Source organism: uncultured Intestinibacter sp. (genome assembly GCF_902468165.1).
GTDB lineage: Bacteria > Bacillota > Clostridia > Peptostreptococcales > Peptostreptococcaceae > Intestinibacter.
In genome coordinates, this window is record NZ_CABQXJ010000123.1 from 1 (window position 1) to 3,863 (window position 3,863).

At 29.3% G+C, this 3,863-nt stretch carries 4 protein-coding genes; all 4 read right to left on the reverse strand.

What is annotated here, in order from left to right:
* Nucleotides 1–106: 106 nt before the first annotated feature.
* The 4 genes from plsX to RDX53_RS13815 all read right to left on the reverse strand — a co-directional run bounded on the left by plsX (nt 107) and on the right by RDX53_RS13815 (nt 3,467).
* The gene (plsX, locus tag RDX53_RS13800) at nt 107–1,132 is read right to left on the reverse strand and encodes a phosphate acyltransferase PlsX (RefSeq protein WP_295733060.1); all 1,026 of its coding nucleotides are present in this window, start codon (nt 1,130–1,132) and stop codon (nt 107–109) included.
* A 223-nt stretch (nt 1,133–1,355) separates the two neighbouring features.
* Nucleotides 1,356–1,532 carry a 50S ribosomal protein L32 gene (gene rpmF, locus RDX53_RS13805; RefSeq protein ID WP_007287361.1) on the reverse strand — a complete coding sequence of 59 codons (177 nt, stop codon included), beginning with the start codon at nt 1,530–1,532 and terminating at the stop codon, nt 1,356–1,358.
* Nucleotides 1,533–1,545: 13 nt separating this feature from the next.
* Nucleotides 1,546–2,076 (reverse strand): DUF177 domain-containing protein, encoded by a 531-nt coding sequence (locus RDX53_RS13810; RefSeq protein ID WP_195931838.1) that lies wholly within the window; start codon nt 2,074–2,076, stop codon nt 1,546–1,548.
* A 194-nt stretch (nt 2,077–2,270) separates the two neighbouring features.
* The gene (locus RDX53_RS13815) at nt 2,271–3,467 is read right to left on the reverse strand and encodes an acetate/propionate family kinase (RefSeq protein ID WP_295733062.1); all 1,197 of its coding nucleotides are present in this window, start codon (nt 3,465–3,467) and stop codon (nt 2,271–2,273) included.
* Nucleotides 3,468–3,863 lie beyond the last annotated feature (396 nt).

Below are 3,863 nucleotides of genomic sequence, written 5' to 3' on the forward strand. Positions count from 1 at the left end.
GTCTTCGCTGCAACATAAACATAAAATGTTGCACTTATATTGACAATCTATCATACAAAAAAAATCCCTTCTATTAAATTAGAAGAGATTTTTAATTAGTATATTTTTAGTTTTCTTTATCTTGAGCTTTTTCTTTTTCTGATAGTTCTTTTAAAACTTGTTCTATATCTTCAACAACATTTCCATTTGCGAATTTTATAGCTTGGTTGATTGCATTTTTTATAGCAAATGCATTAGAACTACCATGTGCTTTTATTACTCCACCTTTAACTCCTAAAAGTGGCGCTCCACCGTACTCAGTATAGTCCATCATAGATTTTATTTCTTTAAAGCTATCTTTAAGCATTAAAGCACCTACTTTGCCTTTGAAAGACTCCATAAATTTATCTTTCATTAATTTCATTAAACTCATAGCTACACCTTCACAAGATTTTAAAAGTGTATTTCCTGTAAATCCATCACATATTAAAGCATCACATACAGAGTTTATTACATCTCTTGCTTCAACATTTCCGACAAAGTTTAAATCTAAATCTTTTAATTCATAATAAGCTTCTTTTACTAGCTCATTACCTTTACCTTCTTCTGTACCTATATTTGCAAGACCTATTCTAGGATTTTCTAAACCTATAACTTTTCTTAAATATATATCACTCATAAAAGCAAACTGTGTTAAGTTTTTAGGCTTACAATCTGCATTAGCTCCACCATCAGCAAGAAGAGTTATTCCACCTTTTATATTAGGAAGGCCTGGGCATAAACATGGTCTATCAATTCCTTTTATTCTACCTACGATTAATGTACCACCTGCTAATAAAGCTCCTGTACTACCTGCTGATACTATTGCATCAGCTTTTTTATCTTTTACTAAGTTTAATGCTACAACCATAGAAGAATCTTTTTTACGTCTTACTGCCATTACTGGTTTATCTTCATTTTCAATTATCTCAGTAGTATGTATTATTTCTAGCTTATTTTTATCATAAGTCTTTGATTCTAATTCCTTTTCTATTTGGGCTCTGTCACCTGTTAGGATTACATCTATACCATATTCATTTATAGCTTGTACTGCACCTTCTACAGTGGCTTGGGGAGCATTATCTCCACCCATTGCATCTATAACTATTTTCATATGTTCCTCCCTTTATAAATCTTTTATTAAAAATATATTATTTCCATAGTTTAATAATATAATAATTATTTTAACAATAAATAATGTACTGTATTTAAATAATTTATATAAATTTATTTTCTTATTTTTATAAATCTTTTTAAACAATTTTGTACTATATTATTATAACGTATATTTTTGCAAAAAAAAACATGTAGTCTAAACTACATGTTTTTTTATATAACTATTCAGCTACGATTTCTTTACCGTTGTAGTGTCCGCAAGAAGGACAAACTCTATGTGGTAATTTAACATCATGACATTGTGGGCATTCTACGAATCCTTTAACTGTCATTTTTGAATTAGCCGCTCTTCTCATTTTAGTTTTTGATTTAGCTGTTTTACGCTTAGGTACTGCCATTTAAGCCACCTCCTTAATCATTTTTGAACAAATCTTTTAATTTAGCAAAACGTGGATCTATAAAATCCTCGTCACTTGCAGTTTCGCTACATGAGCAAGTTTCTTTATTTAAATTAGCTCCGCATTCTGGACAAAGACCTTCACAATCTTCGTTACAAAGAACTTTGTGTGGTAAATTGAAATCTAATGTTTGTTCTATTATTTTTACTAAGTCCACTTCATCAGTGTCAATAATAAAAGCATCATAGTCTTCAAAATTATCTTCATCAAAATCTTCGCTAACTAAGAAACCATCAATGGTATAACTCATTGGAACTTCTACTGGTTCTAGACATCTAGAACAATTATCTATTATAGTGAAATCTACATCTGCAAGAAGATGAACTTCATCTTTTGCATTTTTAGAAATTCTACCAACTAGATTAATTGGTGAAGCCAATGTATATGTGTTATCACAATAACTAATATTATCAATTTTTTGCGAAAAATTCAAGTCTATTTTACCAGTTTCTCTTTTATTTAACTCATTAAGACTAATTATCATATTTTTCACCTCAACATATTACCAAATTTATTATACAAATAGGATTAATGTTTGTCAAGTATTTTTACTTGATAGTTATAATACTATTTTATGCTAATTATGAAAAAAAATCCTATACACATAATTTAAGGTAGGTTTTAGCCTACCTTAAACATTTATATTATAATCAATTTTGATAAATTATATAACTATAATTATTTAACTAATTCTAATGTATCTCTAGCTATCATTAATTCTTCGTTAGTTGGTATTAATAATACTTTAACTTTAGAGTCAGCAGCAGATATAACTCTTTCTTTTCCTCTTACGTTGTTAGCTTCAGCGTCCATTTTAACACCTAATACTTCTAAGTTAGAAGCTATAGCTAATCTATCGTCTATACCATTTTCACCTAAACCAGCAGTGAATACTATAGCGTCTACACCGTTCATTTCAGCAGCGTAAGCACCTATATATTTTTTAACTCTCTTATGGTAAGCATCTAATGCATCTATTGCTTGTTGGTTTCCTTCAGCAGCAGCATCGCATATATCTCTGAAGTCTGAAGATATACCAGTCATTCCGTATACACCAGATTCTTTATTCATTAATTTATCTACACCATCAGCGTCTAAGTTTTCTTTTTTCATTATGAATGGTATTATAGCTGGGTCTATATCACCACATCTAGTTCCCATTATTAAACCTTCAAGTGGAGTAAGTCCCATAGAAGTATCTACTACTTTTCCTCCGTCAACAGCAGCTATAGAAGCTCCGTTTCCTAAGTGACAAGTTATTATTTTTAAGTCAGCTATGTCTTTTCCTAACATTTCAGCTGCTCTTTGAGATACGTATTTGTGAGAAGTTCCGTGGAATCCGTATCTTCTTACACCGTATTCAGTATATAGTCTGTATGGAAGACCATATAAGTATGAAGATGCTGGCATTGTTTGATGGAATGCAGTATCAAATACACCTACATTTGGTACTCCTGGAAGTACAGCTTTTATTGCATCTATTCCCATTAAGTTAGCTGGGTTGTGAAGAGGAGCTAATTCACTACATTTTCTCATAGCTTCTTCAACTTCTTCTGTTATTATAACTGAAGATGCGAATTTTTCTCCACCGTGAACAACTCTGTGTCCTACAGCGTCTATTTCTTTCATGTCTTTAACTCCACCGTAAGTTGGATCTAAAACACCTTCAAGAACTAATTTTATAGCATCTTGATGATCTTTCATTTGTTGTTCTTTGATGTATTTACCTTCTACACCGTCTTTTTTTTGAGTAAGTATAGAACCTTCTATACCTATTCTTTCAACTAATCCTATACATAATACTGCTTCATTTTCCATATCTATTAATTGATATTTTAATGAAGAACTACCACAGTTTAAAACTAATATTTTCATTAGTAAACCTCCTTAATATTTTATGAATAATAATATGTATTAAGTCCTCATGACTTTTTATTACAAAGTAAAAACCTCTCAGTTATGGTAAATTATAGAGATTTTTACTTTGTAACAATTTTGGATAATAAAATACCCCACTTAATATATCACTTTTTCAAAAAAAAGTACATACTATTTTTACGCAAAATGACATAAGGTACTTATTATCTCTTATATTATTATAATATATTTATTGAATTATTGGTTAAAAAAAATACATTTTGTCAATATTTTCATTATAGTATTATAAATTTTTTTATTATTTTTTATTTTATAAGTTTTTTATTATTTTTATTTTTTTTTTATGCCTTTTTTAGATAGTGGTTTACTACTGTTATTATGAGAAATTTTATT

Bases quoted from the DNA above. Each gene is read 5' to 3' on its own strand.
- plsX (WP_295733060.1), bottom strand. From the start codon at position 1,132: ATGAAAATAGTTATAGATGCAATGGGTGGAGATAATGCTCCCCAAGCC.
- rpmF (WP_007287361.1), bottom strand. From the start codon at position 1,532: ATGGCAGTACCTAAGCGTAAAACAGCTAAATCAAAAACTAAAATGAGA.
- RDX53_RS13810 (WP_195931838.1), bottom strand. From the start codon at position 2,076: ATGATAATTAGTCTTAATGAGTTAAATAAAAGAGAAACTGGTAAAATA.
- RDX53_RS13815 (WP_295733062.1), bottom strand. From the start codon at position 3,467: ATGAAAATATTAGTTTTAAACTGTGGTAGTTCTTCATTAAAATATCAA.